Source organism: Laceyella sediminis (genome assembly GCF_003003125.1).
GTDB lineage: Bacteria > Bacillota > Bacilli > Thermoactinomycetales > Thermoactinomycetaceae > Laceyella > Laceyella tengchongensis.
This window is the reverse complement of record NZ_PVTZ01000004.1, coordinates 230,511-251,561: the sequence shown is the minus strand read 5'-3', so window position 1 is coordinate 251,561 and position 21,051 is coordinate 230,511. Positions and strand designations below refer to the sequence as shown.

At 49.9% G+C, this 21,051-nt stretch carries 11 protein-coding genes; 10 read left to right on the top strand and 1 reads right to left on the bottom strand.

All coding sequences use genetic code 11. The features are described from left to right. Nucleotides 1-62 precede the first annotated feature (62 nt). The 10 genes from CLV36_RS07275 to CLV36_RS07235 all read left to right on the top strand — a co-directional run bounded on the left by CLV36_RS07275 (nucleotide 63) and on the right by CLV36_RS07235 (nucleotide 19,699). Complete coding sequence (locus CLV36_RS07275; RefSeq protein ID WP_181352879.1) at nucleotides 63-10,757, top strand: non-ribosomal peptide synthetase; 10,695 nt, start codon at nucleotides 63-65, stop codon at nucleotides 10,755-10,757. A gap of 400 nt (nucleotides 10,758-11,157) precedes the next feature. Then, nucleotides 11,158-13,104 (top strand): threonine--tRNA ligase, encoded by a 1,947-nt coding sequence (thrS, locus tag CLV36_RS07270; RefSeq protein WP_181352878.1) that lies wholly within the window; start codon nucleotides 11,158-11,160, stop codon nucleotides 13,102-13,104. Between the two features lie 174 nt (nucleotides 13,105-13,278). Continuing rightward, nucleotides 13,279-14,901, top strand: a complete 1,623-nt coding sequence (locus CLV36_RS07265) for a spore germination protein (protein ID WP_106342193.1) — start codon at nucleotides 13,279-13,281, stop codon at nucleotides 14,899-14,901. 7 nt (nucleotides 14,902-14,908) lie between these two features. Next, a complete protein-coding gene (locus CLV36_RS07260; protein ID WP_106342192.1) occupies nucleotides 14,909-16,018 on the top strand; it encodes a GerAB/ArcD/ProY family transporter in 1,110 nt (369 codons plus the stop codon). Then, nucleotides 16,002-17,171, top strand: coding sequence for a Ger(x)C family spore germination protein (locus CLV36_RS07255; protein WP_106342191.1), 1,170 nt, complete (start codon nucleotides 16,002-16,004; stop codon nucleotides 17,169-17,171). The genes CLV36_RS07260 and CLV36_RS07255 overlap by 17 nt, the downstream gene beginning before the upstream one ends. Before the next feature lie 397 nt (nucleotides 17,172-17,568). Then, nucleotides 17,569-17,742, top strand: coding sequence for a hypothetical protein (locus tag CLV36_RS17215; protein ID WP_181352877.1), 174 nt, complete (start codon nucleotides 17,569-17,571; stop codon nucleotides 17,740-17,742). Continuing rightward, nucleotides 17,742-18,113: a DUF402 domain-containing protein gene (locus CLV36_RS07250; RefSeq protein ID WP_181352875.1), complete on the top strand. Its 372-nt coding sequence runs from the start codon at nucleotides 17,742-17,744 to the stop codon at nucleotides 18,111-18,113. Before CLV36_RS17215 ends, CLV36_RS07250 begins: the two co-directional genes overlap by 1 nt. Before the next feature lie 30 nt (nucleotides 18,114-18,143). Beyond that, nucleotides 18,144-18,629, top strand: a complete 486-nt coding sequence (locus tag CLV36_RS07245) for a dihydrofolate reductase (protein WP_106342189.1) — start codon at nucleotides 18,144-18,146, stop codon at nucleotides 18,627-18,629. 105 nt (nucleotides 18,630-18,734) lie between these two features. After that, complete coding sequence (locus CLV36_RS07240; RefSeq protein WP_106342188.1) at nucleotides 18,735-19,499, top strand: ClpP family protease; 765 nt, start codon at nucleotides 18,735-18,737, stop codon at nucleotides 19,497-19,499. Continuing rightward, nucleotides 19,496-19,699 (top strand): YlzJ-like family protein, encoded by a 204-nt coding sequence (locus CLV36_RS07235; protein WP_106342187.1) that lies wholly within the window; start codon nucleotides 19,496-19,498, stop codon nucleotides 19,697-19,699. Before CLV36_RS07240 ends, CLV36_RS07235 begins: the two co-directional genes overlap by 4 nt. A gap of 148 nt (nucleotides 19,700-19,847) precedes the next feature. On the opposite strand, the gene CLV36_RS07230 is transcribed toward CLV36_RS07235, so the two are convergent. After that, nucleotides 19,848-20,324, bottom strand: coding sequence for a hypothetical protein (locus tag CLV36_RS07230; protein ID WP_106342186.1), 477 nt, complete (start codon nucleotides 20,322-20,324; stop codon nucleotides 19,848-19,850). Nucleotides 20,325-21,051: the final 727 nt, after the last annotated feature.

Below are 21,051 nucleotides of genomic sequence, written 5' to 3'. Positions count from 1 at the left end.
ACGTGCTGATAAATAGGCCAATGCCAATGTGATACGCCATACACGTTCTAATGCAAGCGGGTGTGGAAAGCCCTAGTAATAAAAAACACATCACCGCTGTCGGTGTCCGCGTGCGCGAAGGGACACCGGCGGCGGAATTCATTTATGCGACAGCGCAGGTGATATGGATGGATAAGAAAAACATGGCGGATATATACTCCCTTTCTCCGATGCAAGAGGCGATGTTGTTTCATTCTTTATATGACAAAGGGAATTCGTATTTTTTGCAAATGGTCATGAAAACCGAGGGAGATTTGGACCCCGCTTTGTTAGAAAAAAGCATGAACGTATTGATTCAACGTTATGAGGTGTTTCGTACCGTTTTTGTATATAAAGGAATGACGAAGCCGCGCCAAGTTGTGTTGAAGGAAAGGAAATTCAAAATAGGTGTGCGGGATTTGTCCCATCTGCCGGAATCGGAGCGTACCGACGCATTTTCCCAGCTGCTCCGCCAGGATCAAGAAACACCGTTTGATTTGTCTAAAGACATTTTGTGGCGCGTGACCGTCGTCCATATGGGAGAGGGACGCCATCACATCATTTTTAGTAGCCACCACATCCTGACAGATGGTTGGTGTATGGGGATTATTCTGGAGGATTTGTTTGAAACGTATGGCCGTTTGCGACAAGGGCGCCCGATTCCCACCAAACGGGTCACACCATATCGGGAATATATTCGTTGGTTGGAAAAGCAAGACAAAGAACAGGCTTTGACATATTGGAAAGATTATTTGGCTGGGTTTGATCAGCGCACGGGGTTACCTCGGCAAGGGCAGGAAAATCCGCAAGATTACCGGTTGGAAAAGGCCTCTTATCAGCTTGATCCGGCGTTGACCGAAGGGTTGCATCAATTGGCCCGTACGTCGCATGTCACGTTGAACAACTTGTTTCAGACCATCTGGGGCATACTGCTGCAGAAATACAACGATACAGAGGATGCTTTGTTCGGTGCGGTTGTGTCAGGTCGCAATAAAGAGATTCACGATATTGAAAACATGGTGGGCTTGTTTATCAATACGGTGCCGGTTCGCGTCAAAGGGGCGGGGTCTCAACGTTTCATCGACTTAGCCAAAGAGGTGCATCAAGCTTCTCTCGACAAAGAGGCATTTGATTACCTTTCCCTAGCGGAAGTGCAAGAGCGAACCGAACTGAAAGAGCAATTGTTTGATCATATCATGGTTTTCGAAAACTATGACTTTGACCGTTCGGTTTTTGAAAAACATCGGGAGCACATCGGGTTTGACATCTGCGGGGCGAACAGCACGTTCGACAAAACCAATTATGATTTCAATGTGATCGTGGTCCCCGGTGAAAAATGCCAGATCCTGTTCCATTACAATGGGTTGAGTTACACTGCGTCGTTTGTCGACCAGGTTTTCCGGCACTTTTCACATATTGCAAAACAAGTGGTGGAGCACCCCGACTTGCCGATCAATGAGATCGAAGTGGTAACCGAAGAGGAGAAGCGGACGTTGCTGGTTGAATTCAATCCGCCAACACGCCCCTATCCCAAACATAAGCCGGTCCAACAGCTGTTTGAAGAGCAGGTTGAACGGACCCCCGACCATGTCGCGCTTAAGATGGGCACCCGCCAGCTGACCTATCGGGAGTTGAATGCCGAGGTGAATCGCTTGGCTCGCGTGTTGCGCAGACGTGGAGTGGTGAGAGGCCAGTTGGTCGGCCTCATGGCAGAGCGCTCTTTGGAGATGATCATCGGCATGTTTGCGATCATTAAGGCTGGTGCCGCCTATGTGCCGATCGATCCCAATTATCCGGAAGAACGCATCCAATTCATGCTGGATGACGGCCATATTTCCTTGATTGTGAAACAGCCGCATCTATGTTTGCCGCCCACTTTCATGGGAGATGTTGTTATCCTTGACGAAAAAGTCTGGGCCGGGGAAGAGGGGGACAACCTCCCGCTTATGAGCGGGCCGGAGGACATGATCTATGTGATCTACACATCAGGTTCTACCGGGACGCCCAAAGGGAGCATCTCATGCCATTACAACGTTGTACGCACGATCGTTCAGACGGGGGATGTAGACATCACCGCTGAAGATGCGATGCTACAGCTAGCCAACTTCACGTTTGACGGGTCCGTGTTTGATATATTCGGAGCCTTGCTTCACGGCGCAAAATTGGTGTTGGCGCCCAAAGAGGTTTTGCTTGATTTGAATCAAATAACGGCCTTGATTCGAGAAGAGAAAATCACCATCTGCTTTATGACGACGGCATTGTTCAACACCATCGTCGATCTAAACGTCTCCGCCCTCGCTGATTTGCGGAAGCTGATATTTGGTGGGGAAAAAGCCTCGCTTAAGCATGTGCGCAAAGCGTTGGCGGTGTTGGGCAATGATCGCCTTGTCAATGCCTACGGCCCCACTGAGGGCACGGTGTATGCGACCATGTATCGGTGTGAACCATACTGGCTGGAGCAGCAAACGGTTCCCATCGGTAAGCCTGTCAATGCGACCAAACTTTATGTGGTGAACAAATCCAATCAGTTGCAACCGATTGGCGTGCCCGGTGAATTGTGCGTCAGCGGAGACGGAGTGGCTTTGGGGTATCTCAACCGGCCGGAGCTTACCGCGGAAAGGTTTGTGCCTGACCCCTTTGAACCGGGCAGAACCATGTACCGTACCGGGGATTTGGTGCGGTGGTTGCCCGACGGCAACATAGAGTATATCGATCGGATGGATGGCCAGGTGAAAATACGCGGCCACCGTATTGAGCTCGGTGAAATCGAAGTCAAACTGTTTGAGCATCCCGCAGTAGAAAAAGTCGTTGTAATCGCAGACAAAGATGAGCACGGGCACTCATACTTATGTGCCTATGTCATGTTGGGAGAGCCATGCGAAATGTCCGAATTGCGCCAGCATGTGCAGGCTGGATTGCCGGAATACATGGTGCCAGATTATTTTGTGGAGATCGCTGATTTACCACTTACGTTCAATGGGAAAGTCGATAAGCGTTCCTTGCCCAAGCCCACGCACAGCTTGCGGACTGAAGCCGATTATGTCCGCCCAGCGAATGAGCTGGAAGCCAGCTTGGCGGAGATTTTCCAAGAGGTGTTGAATCTGGAGCGGGTCAGTGTGACGGCAAACTTCTTCCAATTGGGCGGGCACTCGCTGAAAGCGATGATTTTGGCTTCACAAGTGCATAAGCGACTTCGTGTCGATTTGCCGCTCCAAGAAGTGTTTGCGCGGCCGACGGTAAGAAATCTGGCAAGCTATGTGCAGGCAAGCCGGGAATCAGAACAGCTGGTGATCAAACCGGCACCCGCGCAGGAGTGGTACCCCGCATCTTCCCAACAAAAGCGGTTGTATGTGGTCAGCCAGCTGGAGGGATCGGGTGTCAGCTACAATATGCCCATGGCTTTCGATTTGCAGGGGCGTATTGAAGTGGAGCGGCTTGAGCGGGCTTTCGGCCAGTTAATCGCCCGGCATGAGAGTTTGCGCACTTCCTTCCATCTGGTGGAGGGAGAACTAAAACAAAAAGTGCATCAGGACGTTTCATTTGCGATCCAAAAGATGACGGCAGGGTCTGAGGAGGAAATGTGGGATCAGTTGCGTGCGTTCGTCCGGCCGTTTGTTTTGGATCAGGCACCGCTGTTTCGAGTAGGGCTGATCAGCCTTGCACCGGAGCGGGCTGTGCTGGTGATGGATCTGCACCATATGATCGCCGATGGGGTGACGATGAATCTTTTGTTCCAAGACTTGGTGCGGCTCTACGAAGGGGAGCGCCTGCCCCCGCTTCCGTTGCAGTATAAAGATATAGCCGTGTGGCAACAAAGTGATGCGGTGCGCGCCGAGTGGAAGCGTCACGAAGCGTTTTGGCTGCAGGAAATGGCGGGAGAGTTGCCGGTGTTGACATTGCCGACCGATTTCCCGCGTCCCCCCGTGCAACAGTTTGATGGGGCGTATGTGACCTTTGCGCTGGACGCGGAATTGACGCGTAAACTCAAGCGATTGATGGAAGAGCAAAATGTGACCCTGTATATGTTGCTGTTGGCCGCTTATCATGTGCTATTGGCAAAATACACCGGGCAAGAAGATATTATCATCGGTTCCCCCATCGCAGGCCGCTCCCACGCAGACATGCAACCGGTAGCCGGTATGTTCGTCAACACGCTGGCTGTGCGCAACACACACCAGCCTGAGCAGACATTTGCGGAATTTTTGGCCCAAGTCAAAGCACGCGTGTTGAAAATGATGCAACATCAGGACTACCCGTTTGAAGAATTGGTGGAAAAGCTGGGACTTGCCCGCGATTTAAGCCGCAACCCGTTGTTTGACACACTATTTGCCGTGCAAAACATGGACTTGTCCGCACTCGTTTTGCCTGGATTGACATGGACGCCGCTTGAAATGGAGTGGAAACAGGCGAAATTTGACATGAGTTGGGTGGTGGCAGAAGGCGAGCAAGTGCAAGGGACCGTTGAGTATAGCACCCATTTGTTTACAGAGGCAACGGTTCAGCGCATGATCGGTCATTTCATCCATATCATTGAGCAAATCGTGGAACGGCCACAGATGCGTTTGCGGGACATCGGATTGGTGACCGAAGCGGAAAAAGAGCTTCTGCTAGGGACGTTCAATGAGACGGCTCACCCTTACCCGCAGGATAAACCGATTCATCAATTGTTCGTGGAACAGGCTGCACGCACGCCAGAGCATGCGGCGGTAGTGTGTCAGGGAGAATCACTCACCTACCGCGAGCTGGATCGGCGATCCAATGAATTAGCGCAGCTGTTACGTGACCGGGGCGTGCAACGGGAGCAAATCATCGGATTGATGTTGCCGCCATCGCTTGATCTGTTTGTGGCCATGTTGGGTGTATTGAAAGCGGGGGCCGCGTTTTTGCCGATCGACCCGGAGTATCCGGCGGAGCGGATCAAGTACATGTTGGAGGATAGCCGAGTGCCGTATACGTTGACGCACGCGGGGATCAAGGAACGGATCAAAGACGCACCGGTTTTGACGTTGGATGAACTACAGTTATCAGGCAAAGAGGTACCATCCGTGCCCCTAGTCAATAAAGCTGCCGACTTGGCCTATGTGATTTATACTTCCGGATCAACCGGAAAACCCAAAGGGGTGATGGTGGAACACCGTTCACTGGTCAACCTCGCCTGCTGGCATGTGCGGGAATTTGGATTGACGGAGCGAGACAGATCAACCAAGTACGCGGGTCTTGGTTTCGATGCTTCGGTTTGGGAGATTTTTCCCAGTTTGATCGCAGGGGCGACCATTCATGTGATTGAGGAGTCGCTGCGCCATGATGTGATCGGTTTAAACCGTTATATGAATGAAAATGGGATCACGATCAGCTTTTTGCCCACACCGGTGGCTGAACAGTTTATGCGCTTGGAAAACCGTTCCTTAAGGATATTGTTGGTCGGTGGGGACCGTTTACAACAAGTGGAGCCGCGCCCTTATGTCGTTGTCAACAATTACGGTCCGACGGAAAATACAGTGGTGACGACCAGCGGGCCGGTAATGCCAGGCGAAGCGATAACCATCGGCAAGCCGGTTGCCAACAATCGGGTGTATGTCATCAATCGCGACGGCCAGTTACAACCGATCGGCGTGCCCGGCGAGTTGTGTGTCAGTGGGGAGAGTTTGGCTCGCGGCTATCTGCATCGTCCTGATCTGACTGCGGAAAAGTTTGTCGACAACCCGTTTGCGGCGGGGGAAAAAATGTATAAAACCGGAGACTTGGTACGGTGGACGGCTGATGGCCAGATCGAGTTTATCGGCCGAGTCGATGAGCAGGTGAAAATCAGGGGATATCGGATTGAACCGGGAGAAGTGACTGCTAGACTCTTGCAGCACCCAGCGGTTCGGGAAGCGGTAGTGTTTGCACGGGAAGGGGACGATGGAGAAAGAAGGCTGTGCGCTTACTTCACATTGGAAGAAGCTTGCGACATCGCCGAGTTGCGGGCACATCTGGCGCAAGAATTGCCTGATTACATGATTCCCTCCCATTGGGTTCCATTGGAACAGATGCCGCTGACGGCCAATGGCAAAGTGGATAAAAAGGCCCTGCCGGAACCGAGTGGGGATTCTGAAGCCGAAGCGTACACGCCACCAGCCACTCCTACAGAGCAGAAGTTGGCAGCTATCTGGCAAGAGTTGTTACAGGTAAAGCGCGTTAGCCGTACTGATTCGTTCTTTGCCTTGGGTGGACATTCGTTGAAAGCAATGACTTTGACGTCCCGCTTGCAAGAAGAGTGGGGGGTAGACCTTTCACTACGGGAGTTGTTCGCGCATCCCACGATCAAGGAGTTAGCGGAATTCATCCATGGTCGGGCTCATGTGAAAGAAGCGATTCCAGTGGCGCCAATGCAGGAATATTACCCTGTCACATCCGCACAAAAACGCTTATATGTGGTGAGCCAACTCGAAGGAGTAGGCACAGGGTACAACATGCCGTTAGCGTTCCGCCTGCATGGCGAACTCCAAGAGGAGCGATTGCAATGGGCGTGCCAGCAGTTAATAGAAAGGCATGAAAGCTTGCGCACCTCGTTCCATTTGGTCGGTGGGGCATTGAAGCAGAAGGTTCACGCTCACGTGCCTTTGTCGATCGAATGGATGGAAGCGCAGGACGAAGTGGAAGCCGAGGCTGAACTCCGGCGATTCGTTCGCCCGTTTGCCTTGGATGAGGCACCGTTGTTCCGAGTCGGCTTAATCCGGTTACATGCTGATCAACACGTGCTGGTGCTTGACTTGCATCATATTGTCGGTGATGGGGTATCAGTCAATATCTTGATTCGAGATCTAATGCGACTGTATCAAGGTGAAACGTTGCCTGCTCCCACGGTGCAATTCAAAGACATTGCCATGTGGCAGGAAAGTGCATCTGCGCAAGCGGCCCGCCGCCGTCACGAGGCGTTTTGGCTTGAGATGTTTGCAGGGGATTTGCCCGTCTTGGAGCTACCGACTGACCGGCCGCGTCCACCCGTGCAACGTTTTGAAGGGCAGCGATTCGCCTTTCACTTAGGGGCTGACGCCACCGAGAACTTGCGCAAGGTGGCCAGCCAAACGGGTGCGACCTTGTATATGGTGCTGTTGGCGGCGTACTGCGTATTACTTAACAAATATACGGGGCAAGATGATTTCGTTGTTGGCACCCCGCTGGCCGGGCGCACGCATGCCGAGATGGAGCCGATCGTCGGGATGTTTGCCAACACGCTGGCGATACGCAATCAAGTGCGGGAGGATCAATCGTTCCGCCAGCTGGTGGATCACGTGAAGGAACGGGTGCTCGATGTGATGGAACATCAGAGCTACCCCATGGAAGACTTGTTGGAAAAGCTGGGACTGAGACGGGATATGAGCCGCAATCCATTGTTTGACACGGTTTTTGCCGTACAGAACTTGGATGCTCCCCGTTTGTCGTTGCCGGATTTGGAAGTCCACCCATTTGAGTGGGGGTGGCAAAAAGCCAAATTTGACCTCAGTTGGGTGATTGCAGAAGGAGAAGAGTTGGAAGGAAGTGTCGAGTACAGCACGCACTTGTTCTCTGAAGCGACCATCCGCCGCATGACACAGCATTTTACACATATTTTGGAGCAGGTAGCCAAGAAGCCGGAACTGCTGGTCAGTCAGGTGGAATTGATGACAGAGATGGAGAAAACGCAAGTCCTGTACGAGTTTAACCGAACGGAAGCACCTTATCCACATCAACGCACTGTCACACAATTGTTTGCCGAGCGCGTGAGCCTGGTTCCCGATCGAACCGCAGTGATCCATGGGCAAAAGCGGATTACTTACCGTGAATTAAACCGGCGGGCAAATCTCGTGGCCGGAGCGCTTCATAGAATGGGAGTTGCTCGGGGGCAGATCGTAGGTTTGCTCACGAAGCCTTCTATCGAGATGATCATTGGCATTTGGGGCATTTTGAAAGCGGGAGCCGCTTATTTGCCCATAGACCCGCAATATCCGGAAGAACGCATTCGCTATATGGTGGCGGACAGCCGAGCAGAAATCGTGTTGACGCACGGCGACGTTCCCGCGTTGGCGAGCGTCCGGCAATTAGACTTGGGTGCCTTTGATTATGGCGGAGGTGCAGGAGAGGAACTGGCACTGTCTCATAACCCCCATGATTTGGCGTACGTGATTTACACATCAGGCTCAACAGGTAAACCAAAGGGCGTGATGGTGGAGCACAAAGCGTTAGTGAATCTGGTTACTTGGCATAACCGTCGGTTCCATGTGACGGAAGAAGATCGGATGACCAAATATGCCGGAGTTGGTTTTGATGCTTCCGTCTGGGAGATTTTCCCTACATTGGTAGCGGGAGCGGCTCTCATCATCATTGACGAGGAATTGCGTTATGAAATAGAAGCTCTCAATCGCTACATGGAGCAACAAGGAGTGACGATCAGCTTTTTGCCGACCCAAGTGGCGGAGCAATTCATGCAATTGCCCAACCGTACTCTGAAAACGTTGCTTGTCGGCGGCGACCGATTGCAACGGATGGTTCCGCAAACATATGCTGTCATCAACAATTACGGACCTACTGAGAACACCGTGGTGACGACAAGCTGTGAGCTGAAAGCGGATCAGCCGATCTTGATCGGAAAGCCGATTGACAACCACCGCGTTTACGTCTTGAACAAACACCATCAATTGCAACCGATCGGAGTGCCAGGTGAGCTGTGTGTCAGCGGCGTTGGTCTAGCTCGGGGATACCTGCATCTTCCGGAGCTGACAGCGGAAAAGTTCGTCGAAAGCCCGTTTGACTTGGGTGAGCGACTCTACAAGACCGGAGACTTGGTCAAGTGGTTGCCAGATGGGAGCTTGGAATTCCTGGGGCGGATCGATGATCAAGTGAAGATTCGCGGATATCGCATCGAACTGGGAGAGATCAGCGCGCGTCTGCTGCAGCATGAGGCGGTGAAAGAGGCTGTTGCGCTCACGCAGGCCATGCCCGATGGGAGACAGGAATTGTGTGTTTACTACACGACGTCTCATGATTGCTCCATTGAAGATTTGCGGGCGCATTTAGCCCGGGAACTGCCTGATTACATGGTGCCGACCCACTTTGTGGAGTTAGCTGACCTTCCGCTTACGCCCAATGGCAAGGTGGATAAGCGAGCTTTGCCCATCCCGGAAACGGGAAGCACGCTTCGGGAGTATGTGCCACCACGAACCCCGGTGGAGTGTGTGTTGGCTGAGGTGTGGCAAGAAGTGCTCCATCTTGAGCGCGTAGGTGTGCACGATCCATTTTTTGAATTGGGCGGTGATTCGATCAAAGCGATGCAGGTGGCGGCCCGCCTCTCACAGCACGGGCTGAAAATGCGTTTAAAGGATCTCTTCCAGCATCCGACGATTGCGGAATTGGCCCCTGCGTTGCGGACGGTGGAGAAGGAGTCTGAACAGGATCTTGTTGTCGGAGAAGTCCCGTTAACTCCGATTCAGCACTGGATTTTTGACATGAACGAAACGGTTGACCATTGGAACATGGCGATCATCCTTAAGCGGAAAGAAGGTTGGAAAACAGCCGCTTTGCGCAGGGCGTTCGTCAAAATCACTGAACATCACGATGCGTTGCGGATGGTTTGCCGGCGGGAGGGGGGGCGCATTCGCCTCTTCAATCGCGGACGCGACGGAGTGCACTTCACCTTGGAGGAGTTTAACTTGGCGGGGGAGGCGAACATAGCGAAACGCATCGAACAAGAAGCTAACCGCCTTCATCGTTCGATCAAATTGGCAGAGGGACCCTTGGTCAAGCTTGCCGTCTTTCATGCGGATGATGGGGATTATCTGCTTCTGATCATCCATCACTTGGTCATTGATGCAGTATCATGGCGGATCATCTCCGAGGATTTGGACAGTGCTTATGAACAAGCGCTATCAGGCAAGGAAATTGTTTTGCCGGCCAAAACGACTTCATTCAAAGAATGGAGCCATCAATTGTCTCGCTATGCCAACTCTGCGGACTTCCTGAAAGAGCGTGCATATTGGGAGCGGATGGCGGCTGAGCGGGTGCCGAAATTACCCATTGACAAGCGCGGGGTGGAAACGTATTTATTCCAAGATTTGCATACGATCACCATGCGCCTTCCCGCTGAGGAAACCAAAGAGTTGTTTACACATGCGCATCGTGCCTATCAAACCGAGGTGATTGACCTCTTGCTGGCTGCTTTGGCACAAACGGTATCGGAATGGGTCGGAGGCAAGGTCGCCGTGGATCTGGAGGGGCACGGACGTGAGGAAATCATCGATGGTGTGGATCTCACCCGCACAGTTGGTTGGTTCACCTCCATTTATCCGGTCATATTGGAAGCGGATCAAGGAGATCTGAGACGCACCATCTGCTATGTGAAAGAAACGTTGCGCCAAGTCCCCCACAAAGGAGTGGGATACGGTATCATGCAATATTTGACGGACCCTGCCCTCAAACAATCGTTGCACCTGCCACCAAGAGCGGAGATCAACTTCAACTATCAAGGTGAATTTGTGCGGGATATGGAGAAAGAAGAGTATCGTTTGTCTGACATGCCCGTAGGGCAGGGAATCAATCCGCTCACCCAATGGCCTTACAAAATGGATTTCAACATCTTTGTGGAGAATGGCGAACTCCTCATCCTGATCCGTTATCAAAGCACCCTATTTTACCGCGAGACGATGGAACGGTTCGCCGCGAATTACAAAGGGAACTTGGAACGGATTATCGACCACTGCCGGAGCAACGTGTTGATCAAGTGAAGTGCTGGCGGCGCAAGTGCCATCACTTGCCCGCCAAAATTAACAAACATGGTTGACAACGCTGTGATAGGGCACTATAATCATAAACAAATTTATTTTTCACAGCGATGCGGAAAGACATGCCCTAAAGAAACCTATGTACCAGAGAGGCGTTGCCGTGGCTGCAAGCGCGCCCATAGGACTTTTAGCGGATACCACTTTCCAAGCTGCCATCAGGGAGTAAGGCGACTTATGAAATGATGGCCGGGGTGTACGTTATACACCAACAAGGATGGCGTTTGCCCCTATTAGTCGGGGAACCCATCAAATTAGGGTGGAACCACGGGAACAACGTTCTCGTCCCTCATTTAATGAGGCGGCGGGGACGTTTTTTATTTTACCTAAAAAGAGGTGTTTAACAGTGGCAGAACAGCTGAAGATCAGGCTAAAAGATGGTTCGGAGAGAGAATACCCAGCTGGCACCACGTTTAAGGAAATTGCCGCGTCCATTTCACGCAGCTTGGCCAAGGAGGCGGTGGCCGCCAAACTGAACGGAAAAGTGTTGGATTTGATGCGCCCATTAGAAGAGGGTGGCGATTTGGAGCTGTTGACCCTAAAGGATGCTGAGGGGGTTGACGTGATGCGTCACACTGCGGCCCATGTTATGGCACAAGCGGTGTCCCGCCTGTATCCTGGCGTCAAGTTCGCGATCGGTCCGGTGATTGAAAACGGGTTTTACTATGATTTTGCTGACCATACCTTCACTCCGGAAGATCTGCCCAAAATTGAGGCAGAGATGAAGAAGATCATCAAGGAAAATCTGCCGTTGGAGCGCGAAGTGCTGTCCCGCGACGAAGCGATCAAGTTTTTCGCCGATCGGGAGGATCGTTTCAAGGTGGAGTTGATTCAAGACTTGCCGGAAGATGAAGTGATCACCATCTACCGTCAGGGCGAGTTTGTTGATTTGTGCCGCGGTCCACACCTGCCTTCTACTGGCAAGGTGAAAGCGTTCAAGCTGATGAATATTTCCGGGGCATACTGGCGTGGTGATTCCGACCGGGAGATGCTGACTCGCATCTATGCCGTGGCTTTCAATAAAAAAGAAGAACTGGATGCCCATTTGAAGCTGTTGGAAGAGGCTAAACAACGCGACCACCGCAAGCTGGGCAAAGAATTGGGTTTGTTCACCTTGTCCAAAGACGTGGGTCAAGGCTTGCCGATCTGGTTGCCGAAAGGGGCCAAAATCCGCCGCATCATCGAGCGTTACATTGTGGACTTGGAAGAGCGGTTGGGTTATGAGCATGTGTACACTCCCCATTTGGCCAACGTGGATCTCTACAAAACTTCGGGCCATTGGGAACATTACAAAGAAGACATGTATCCGGTGATGAAGATCGACCAAGAAGAGTTGGTGTTGCGGCCAATGAATTGCCCGCACCATATGATGGTGTACAAATCCCGCTTGCATAGCTACCGCGACCTGCCAATCCGTATTGCTGAGCTGGGTATGATGCACCGCTATGAGATGTCGGGGGCCCTAGCCGGTTTGCAACGGGTGCGGGTGATGACCTTGAATGATGCCCATATCTTCTGCCGCCCGGATCAGATCAAAGAAGAATTTACCCGAGTGGTGCGGCTCATCGAGCAAGTCTACAAGGATTTTGGCATCACGGATTACTATCACCGCTTGTCTTTCCGCGATCCGGAAGATAAGGAGAAATACATCCAAAATGATGAGATGTGGGAATTGGCGCAAGGCATGTTGAAAGAGACCATGGATGACATGGGATTGGACTATGTGATTGCCCCAGGTGAGGCTGCTTTCTATGGTCCGAAATTGGACGTTCAAGTCAAAACGGCGTTGGGCAAAGATGAGACCTTGTCTACCGTGCAACTGGACTTCCAATTGCCGATGCGTTTTGAATTGGAGTATATGGGCGAAGATGGCAAGATGCACCGCCCGGTTGTCCTCCACCGCGGTATTGTGGGAACGATGGAGCGCTTTGTCGCTTTCCTCATCGAACAATACAAAGGAGCATTTCCGGCTTGGTTGGCACCGGTGCAAGCTCGCGTGCTGACGGTAAGCAAAGTGTTTGACACTTACGCGCAGGAAGTGGTGGATGCCTTGACCGGCGCCGGATTGCGAGTGGAGTTTGATAATAGTGACGAGAAGCTCGGCTATAAGATCAGAAAATCGCAAACCGAGAAAATCCCATACACCTTGGTGATCGGGGAGAAAGAACAAGCATCCCGCTCTGTGGCGGTGCGCCGTTATGGTGAAGGGGACCTAGGCGCGATGACGGTGGACGCCTTCGCCAACCTCCTCAAGGAAGAAGTGGGGAACAAAGGGTTGCTGGTGAAAAACTAAGGGGGAATCCATCCCGTAAACCGCAGTTCGATGATAACGAACTGCGGTTTTTTTGTGTGTGCAAAAAGAAGGTGCCGTTGCCAATTTATGCCGTATGAAGAAGTGTGGTTTTGCCCAAAATAAGGAAAACCGACGTTCCGTTGGGCCAGTTGCGCAGAGAAAGGGGGATGTGGGATGACGGATGGTCGGAAGTCCAAAACATCGAGGATAAGAAAGGCCCGGCCGCTTTCCCCGAAGAAGTTGTCGGCTACTGAGCCGTCCGCGTCGCCGGGGGCAAGGGAGGATGAGACACCGAGCGGTGGTGGGGCGAACCAGGCGTTCGTAGATCCGTTTCAGCGTTTGATTGAGGAAAAGGGTACGCGCACAGAACTGCGGACGAGGGAGTTTTATTTACGAGGTACCAACATTCGTGCTGTACTGCTATTCTTGAACGAATTGGCAGATAGCAAAATGATCAATGAGCATGTCTTGAAGCCCTTATTAATCAATTTTCGACTTTCCGATGAGGCCGATGGGGCCAATATGCCTTCCAACCTGCTGGATATCATAAAGGATCGTTTTCTTACAGTGAATGATGTGATTAAAGTAGCGGTGTCCGACGTATCATCCCATATCTTTCACGGAAATGCGGCATTGTGGATTGAGGGTGCTGACGAGGTATTGGTGATCAATACCAAGAATAAAAAGTCGCGCAAATTTGCCGAGCCGCTGACGGAGGCTTTGGTTAGAGGCCCGCGGTTGGGTTTTAACGAAAGCCTTCAGGATAATCTGGCCATCTTGCGCCAACAAGTGGCTAATCCCAATCTGTCAGTCATCACGAAGCATGTGGGCCAACGCACCAAAAAAGAGTTGGCCATTGTTTATTTTGCGGGCATTGTCAATGAGGATTTGCTTCAAGAGGTAGAACGACGAATCGACAACATGATTGAATTGGATGATATACCGGAATCCGGTTATATTGAGCAACTGATCGAAGAGAATCATATGACGCTCTTTCCCCAATTGCAAAGTACGGAACGGCCCGACCGCATCGTCGCCGCGCTGTTGGAAGGGCGAGTGGTTATTTTACTTGACGGCACCCCCTTCGCCTTAATTGCTCCCGTCACGTTTGCGATGTTGCTTCAGTCACCTGAAGATTACTATGAACGATGGATTCCGGGTTCCCTGATTCGCCTGTTGCGTTATTTTGCCGCATTTCTTACCATCTTTCTCCCTTCCATCTATATCGCTTTCGTCTCCTTCCATCAAGGGCTTATTCCTACCACGTTGGCTATTTCGATTGCAGCCACGAGGGAAGGGGTTCCGTTTCCATCTATCATTGAATCATTTGTCATGGAGATTGCCATTGAAATTTTGCGTGAAGCGGGGTTGCGCCTGCCCAAACCGGTGGGACAAACGGTTGGCTTGGTTGGGGGGCTGGTAATCGGCGAAGCGGCGGTACAAGCGGGCATTGTTAGCCCGATCATGGTGATTGTGGTGTCGTTGACGGCGATTTCTTCTTTTGTCATTCCACAGTATGCGGGCGGTATCAGCATGCGCGTATTACGGTTTGGGGCGATGATTTGCGCCGGTGTCTTGGGATTGTTTGGCGTGATCTTTTATTTTCTCATTCTCTCGATTCATTTGGTCAAATTAAAGAGTTTTGGTGTTCCCTATGTTTCTCCGGCTGCGCCTATTTACCTGTCTGATTGGAAAGATTTCGTCTTGCGCCTGCCGCAGAAAATGATGACCAGGCGTCCCAAAATGCTGTTTACGCAAGATGAGATTCGCTTGCGATCCCCGACAAAAAGGAAGTGAGTAGACATTGTTGACAAATTTGCAAGATCGCATCACTTCTACGCAAACCACTGTCTTGGTATCCTCCTTTATCTTGGGGCTCGGCATTTTGACTCTACCTCGCGCGGTCACTGATGAAACCGGTACCCCTGATGGTTGGATTTCGGTCATTCTGGGAGGGCTGGTAGCCATGTTGGCGGGAAGCCTTCTTGCAAAGTTCAGCCAGTGTTTTCCCGGAAAGACGTTTTACCAATACAGTCAGGACATCGCCGGTAAGTGGATCGGCAACATCATTTGTCTGTACGGAGTGGGTTATTTTACCCTGTTGGCCTCATTTGAGGTCCGGGCCATGGCGGAAGTGACGGATTTTTTTCTGTTGCCTGCCACACCCAAGGAAGTGACGATGGGCATGCTTTTGTTGGCCAGTGCGTATCTGGTAGTTGGCGGCTTAAATGCAGTGGCCCGATTGTACGAAGGTTTTCTTCCGATCACAGTGATCTTGTTTTTTCTCGTCTTGTTCATGGGTTTTAAGGAATTTGACGTCGATCATTTGCGACCGGTGTTGTCCAAAGGCTGGTTGCCTGTATTGCAGGGTGTCAAAACGACTTCCTTGTCCTACTTGGGACTTGAAACGATGCTATTTTTGCCTGCGTTCATGGACAAACCCCGTGATTCGGTCAAAGCGGTGGTCGTAGGGATTGGGATATCCATGTTTTTTTATGTTTTAACGGTGATTATTGTCATAGGCGTGTTGACGGTTGATGATGTGGTGACGCTTACCTTTCCCACGATTGATCTAGCTCGGTCGGTTGAATTGGAGGGAGTGTTTTTTGAGAGGTATGAATCTTTTTTGTTGGCGGTGTGGATTTTGCAGATTTTCACCACGTTAAGCTTGTGCCATTATTTCGCCGGATTGGGTTTGAGGCACGTATTTGCCAATGAAAACTGGTTTCGCCCATTTGTTTACGGATTGTTGCCGGTGATATATGGATTGGGTTGGGTGCCGACAACAATTAATGATATGTTTGCGGTGGGAGATCTATTGGGTTATTTGTTGCTTGGGCTTATCGTAGTTATCCCGTTGTTGCTCCTTATCATCGCGAAGATGAGGGGGATGTTGCATGCGAATCACTCCTAGAACGCTACTCATGCTGGTCTGCATGGTGTTACTGTGTGTTTGTTTGGGTGGTTGCTGGGATTATACAGACTTGGAAGAACGACACTTGCAGGTGGGTGAAGCGCTTGATTTGGCGGAGCAATCAGAAGAAGAGACAAAGAGTCATCCCATGATTATGGTGACAGCGCAACATATTGTACCGGAAGCGATTGCCAGTCAAAAGGGAGGGCAACAACAGAAGCCGTATACGAATTTCTCAACAACTGACATATCGGTGTTAAAGGCTTGGCACAAGTTGTTTGAACGCTATACCCAAGTCCCCATCGTTTCACATGTGAAAGTGGTGGTGGTGAGTGAAGATTTGGCCCGTAAGCTGAATTTAAACCAATTGCTCATGGATTATCTACGTGATACGCAGATCCGGTATAGTTGTCTGCTGTTCATAGCTGAGGGACGGGCGAAACACATTTTGGAAGTGGGGGAGGATGTGCCTGCATTTGAATTGGTGGACATGGCTAAGAACCGGGAGCGGATTGGCAGTATTTTGCCGGAGATGAGTTTGCAAAAAGTGTCAGCGAAGATGGCTGCCAAGTCCAGCTTTCTGTTACAAATGATTGGTGCCAGCGAAGGAGGAAAGAAAGTTGTTGGTGCGGCTGTTATTAAAGGGAAATCGAACAAGATGATCGGCACGTTAAATCCGGGAGAAGTGACTGCGGTCAATTGGCTGACAGGGGAGACCAGATCCGATATGATTAAAGGTTTTGACGACAAAACGGGCCAATTGGTTACGGTTGAGACGTCTGAGATCAAGAGCCGGGTAAGAGCGCAAGTACAGGATGGGCGCATCACCTTTTTGGTCAAAGTGGAAGCAGATGGGGAGTTGGAAGAAGACTGGCTGTTGCCGGGAGACGCTTTTGAAGGAGATTTGTTGCAACGGGCGGGTACAGCGGTGGAAAAATCGCTGACACAGATGATCCGGCATACGCTTGACAAATTGCAGCATCAATACCATGCTGATGTGATCGGTTTCGGCAAAAAGTTGCAACTGGATCATCCCCAAGTCTGGGAAAAGATGAAGGACAAATGGGACGAGGTTTTCAGCGAGGCTGAGGTGAAAGTAGACGTCCACATTCAGGTGAGGGACTACCGAACCAAGGGACGCAAGACTAAGTGACAGGGTTTAAATGAACGGAATTTAGCCCTGTTTTTTTTCTGTGTTAGGGGAAGTAAACATATATTTGGTCAATCGCTTAACGTGTGCGAGCCAGTACAGTAAAGGGATCTGCAGTGTTATGAATGTAATTAGGTTTTTTCATTCTATATATAAATCGTTTTTTTACAGGCAAGGGTGGTATAATGATAGTTATTCGACGCTGGCACCAGAAACTGCGAGGTACCTGTAAAGTCGCAATGTGTAAGTACCCGAAGGTGCAATGTGGTGTAGCTCCAGTCACTGCTTACGATGGAATGGCCAGGCTGCGGACCAATTGTCCATGGTGGCTCTTCCTCTGTTTTGTTTTTGCAATTTTCGGAAGGAAAGTAGAAAAAATGAAGGAGGTTTTTTGCATAAAATGAAGCGTCATCAAAAGGGGCATATGGTCAAAATGCAATCGTTGAAATATCCCGATATCCTTCACTATGAATGGGAAGGAGAATGCTTGGAGCAGACTGATGACGGCATACTTGTATGGGGTGCAAGCCCGGTCGGAAATTGGTACACCACACTAAAAAGAAGGTGTATGTGATGGATCGGCCGTCATTGGAATTTTTTTCGTTTACAGAATGGTTCACTGCTGCCATGCAGTTCGAAAATGGGCAGATTGTCTCTTATTATTGCAATGTGGCCATGCCATCTACTGTTCATGGAGATGTGGTGCGTTTTGTTGATCTGGATTTGGATCTGGTCAAAAAGGCGGAGTCGGATTGGCAAGTCGTCGATGAAGATGAATTTCGCGATAATAGCGTAACCTATCAATATCCAGAAGAATTGATCCACCAGGCAGTCAGTTCGCTGGACAGCTTGCGACTCAAGATCGCCAATGGCGAATTCCCGTTTGACGAAACGTTGTTGCGCAAGTATGTGGAAGTCGTTTCCCAATTTAATAGAAACGAATGATGGCGAACATTTATTAATGGAGGAGCTCACATGTTTTATATGATCGTGGCCAAGGATCTCAACGGCGTGATCGGAAAAGACGGTAATATGCCTTGGGGTAGAGACTTGCCCGCAGATTTGCAGCATTTCCGAAAGGTGACATGGGGACACACCGTCATCATGGGTAGAAAAACATTTGAATCGATTGGCAAACCGTTACCGGGCCGGGAGAATATTGTGTTATCTAGGAAGCATAGGTATTTGAGCGACTTTCCCGAAGTGCGCGTGATGGATTTTGACGGGGTGATGGCGGCCACTTTCTCCCGTCCTGCCTTTATCATCGGCGGTCAAGAAATCTATGAACTGTTTGCTCCCATCGTTACCAAAGCCTTCATCACCGTAGTGGAACATGAGTTTGAAGGAGACGCCTATTTCCCACCTCTGCCGGGTGTCTGGGAAGTAGTTTCCTCACGCCGGCATCCTCGGGATGAGCAGAACAAGTATAGCTGTACTTTCTATGTCTATGAAAAGCGATGATATCCCCTTGCTACAACGTGTCGTCCCCGTTTTTCCCTGCGGGTGCAATAAGAAACCGCCCTTCCGACCATACTAACAGGGACACGAGGTTGGAGGGATTAGCACATGTCTGAAGATCGTTTGAATATAAAGAATGACCAAGTTGAATCGCCTGAAGGGAATCCGGAGCGGCCAGCAGAGGGAGCGGATGAGCAAAAGAAAAAGGATGCTGCGCTGCAAGCTATCCAGCAATTGGGGCAAACCAATGTCCCACAACTGGAATCCAATGTGTTCTGTATGAGCATCATCGGACAAGTGGAAGGGCATCTCGTCATGCCTCCGCATAACAAAACAACCAAATATGAACATATCATTCCGCAAATCGTGGCAGTAGAGCAAAATCCCAAAATCGAAGGAATGGTTGTCATTCTTAACACCGTGGGCGGCGATGTCGAGGCTGGACTGGCCATCGCTGAAATGATCGCTTCCATGAGCAAACCGACCGTTTCGATTGTTTTAGGCGGAGGTCACAGTATCGGCGTACCAATTGCTGTGGCAGCAGACACGTCTTTCATTGCAGAAACCGCAACGATGACCGTGCACCCGGTTCGGTTGACTGGCTTGGTAATCGGTGTGCCTCAGACTTTTGAGTATTTGGAGAAAATGCAGGATCGCGTGATCCGGTTTGTGTCCCAACATTCGAATATCACGGAGGAGAAATTCCGGGAGTTGATGTTTCGGACTGGGGATTTAGCCCGGGACATCGGTACCAATGTGATTGGCAAAGACGCGGTCAAATATGGGCTGATTGACCGTGTGGGCGGAATCTCGGACGCGCTGGCAGAATTGAACCGGAAGATTGCTGAGTCCAAAGGGGAGATTTTGCAGTGATTTATTATGCGGTGGTGCCGATGGAACTCGCTTTTTTTGATGAATCACAAACACCGTTGGAAGAAGTGGAGGTCGAGGGAGTGCCCATGCTGGTGCGCAAGCATAATGAACAGGAAAAGACCATTGTTCGTTTGCTCAGCGCCGATCCTGCCCATTATCTCGATCCCCGATTTCAACCCGGACTACGGATTAGTTTATGATGTGGGAAAAGCTCTCCTGGTGGGGAGCTTATTTATTATGGATGGAGATTAGAGATACTCTTCTGCATTTGAAGTTGTGTCATAGGTAAAGGAATAGAGGGCCGGTAGTGAAACGAATGAAGACGTGGGTTGAAGTGCAGAGAGTCCATTAAAATGAACCTTTTCTTTTTGCGCTTTTACATTGTATGTAGTAAGCCAGCCAACCAATGATTAAGCCGCAGACGGTCCAGGCGGAGTTCATAAGAATAAGGGTTGTTGCTTTCACGTCTCCCCAACCCATAATGGTTTCACTCCAACCGATGGTGGGGTTGTTTGCGATAAGGGGCTTTTGCACTTCAGGAAAAAAGAAGAGAGAAACAACGATCTGTAAACTATAGAAGGACAATGTAGTCGCTGATGAATAGGTAAAAAAGGGTATACGATGTTTCTGAATCACCCAGGCTACGCCACTAAGCCCTATCATGAATAAGTTGAAGCGACTACCCAGATCAATCCAAGCCCAATAGGTGAGCATCTGCTTTTGGTTTCCAACCTCAACTTGCTGGCCTAAGTAGTAAGCATATCCGTTATACATTAGAAATATGAGTAAAAATACCCATATTAAAAACGGGAATTTTCTGAACATACCATCACTCCTATTGTTTAGATTAGCTAGAGAAGGATGCATTTCATATTTGCAGGCAGCATTGCCTTCTCATCCATTCTAAATCTGATCACGTTTGCATGGGAAGTCGTTCTATTTAATAGTACAACAACAAGAGCTTCAATACATACAAAAACAAATGTCGAGGTCATCTTAATGTGAAAAAGGTTTCCTTTAAATTGGTGAATCATTAAACTTTTTTTACTTACACAACGCTTTGATCAAAGTCTTGAGATGATACATGGAGGCAACCTTTTGTAGAAATCGATGTATTTTTGACAAAAAAATTAATTTATTCGCGAATATATATATGGGGCAGCCGTTCAACTCAATATGATCATGATCGATGGTCGGAAAAACTTGGTTCGCTGAAAAATGGATGGATTCGACGGGCTTTATTATTCGAATGCGTAGTGTGTTTACAATGATTTACTTCCTTATCCAGCATCTTATAACGGAGGGATAACTATGGCGATACAATATGTGGCTTTGATATATGCGGTACTGACATCGATTCTCTTCTTTGGAATAAACATTTTGAGTCAGAAGCGGGAATGGAAACAAAAAACGACCTATATGTTGTTTATTGTTTTGGATGTTATCTTGATCGTTGTTTTTGTCATTTTGATCTTTAATGGAACAATCGATATAAAGTGGAAATGAACGATATGGCTGAGTTTAGGTGATCATCTTTGAGGAGTCTGCTCCA